Source organism: Neobacillus niacini (genome assembly GCF_031456445.1).
In the GTDB taxonomy this organism is placed as follows: domain Bacteria; phylum Bacillota; class Bacilli; order Bacillales; family Cytobacillaceae; genus Neobacillus; species Neobacillus niacini_I.
The window spans coordinates 1-1,174 of record NZ_JAVDUQ010000094.1 but is presented as its reverse complement, the minus strand read 5'-3'; the positions used below and the strand labels follow the sequence as shown (position 1 = coordinate 1,174).

Here is a 1,174-nt window from a genome sequence, read left to right as displayed (position 1 = left end):
GGTGAGTATAGTGGGTCCCTTGGTCCGAATGAATTAGGGCGTCTTTTGCTTTCTTAAAGTTTCGGTTCTTCTTTAGCTTGAGTAAGGTGTTTGTGACTAGTTCCATTGTGATACGATCAGACAAATATTGAGCTAGAACTTGACCCGTAGCCCCGTCTTTTATGACGGATAAATAAGCTCTTTGTCCGTTCTGGTAATTAAGGTAAGTGATATCAGTTAGAAGCACTTTACCTGGAATCTCTTGCTTAAAGTGACGGTTTAACAGGTTTGGTACTACTCGATGTTCTTGTGTTGCTTTCATCATTCTTCTGTATGGATTTCCTTTTCTAATAGGGCAGATAATACCGTATTTCTTCATGATTCTACGAATGCGTTTCAAATTGAAGACACACTCAAATTGACCCGCCAATGTCATTTTGATTTGACGTGCCCCTTTCATTCGACCTTTAAAGCGAAAGGCCTTAAAAATCAATTCCTTTGCCTCTTCATCCTTTTCTTCCCTGCGTTTTCTTTGTTCTTCTGACTTCGGTGAGAAATAGTTATAATATCCGCTCCGTGAAACACCAGCTGCCTCACAAAGGAATGTCACCATATGTTTTAAGTTATATTTTTCAATAACATAGCGAATTAAATTGTATTTCTGACTGGGAGGGACTTTTACTTCTTCAGCCCCCTTTCTAACATACGAATCTTTTTTATGAGCTCATTCTCCGCCTTTAACAGATTCATTTGTGCTTCCAATCTAGCGTATTTCTCCTCAAGGGATAGTTCTGTTAGACGAGGTCTACCGGAACTATCCTGGCGACTATCTCTAAGCCCTAGAGCTCCTTCCTCCTGAAAAGCTTTTCTCCATCTATCCGAAGACGATTGGACTCTCTTTCTCCCAATGATGTTAACGTCAAATCCTGCTTCCTCAAAGATTTCTCTTGGAAGCTTTCCTTTATCATATTCAGTAATAAAATGACGCTTAAACTCCTCTGAATAAGTGATACCTTTTGAACTAACAGATTTAACGTATGGATTTTTAGCTAATAGCGTGATCTCTTTCTCTGTAAAAGCTTTCTTACTCATAAAATTATCCCCATTATCTAAATGATTTTTTATTAATTATACAAAAAAGTACCCTATAGGTAGACTTTTTTTCTAAGTGTCTACTCTATAGGGTACATTTTAT

1 pseudogene is annotated in these 1,174 nt (G+C 37.7%); it reads right to left on the bottom strand.

Annotation, left to right across the window (positions count from 1 at the left end):
• Positions 1-1,071, bottom strand: a pseudogene (locus tag J2Y67_RS27850) (IS3 family transposase); the annotation flags it as partial.
• Positions 1,072-1,174 lie beyond the last annotated feature (103 nt).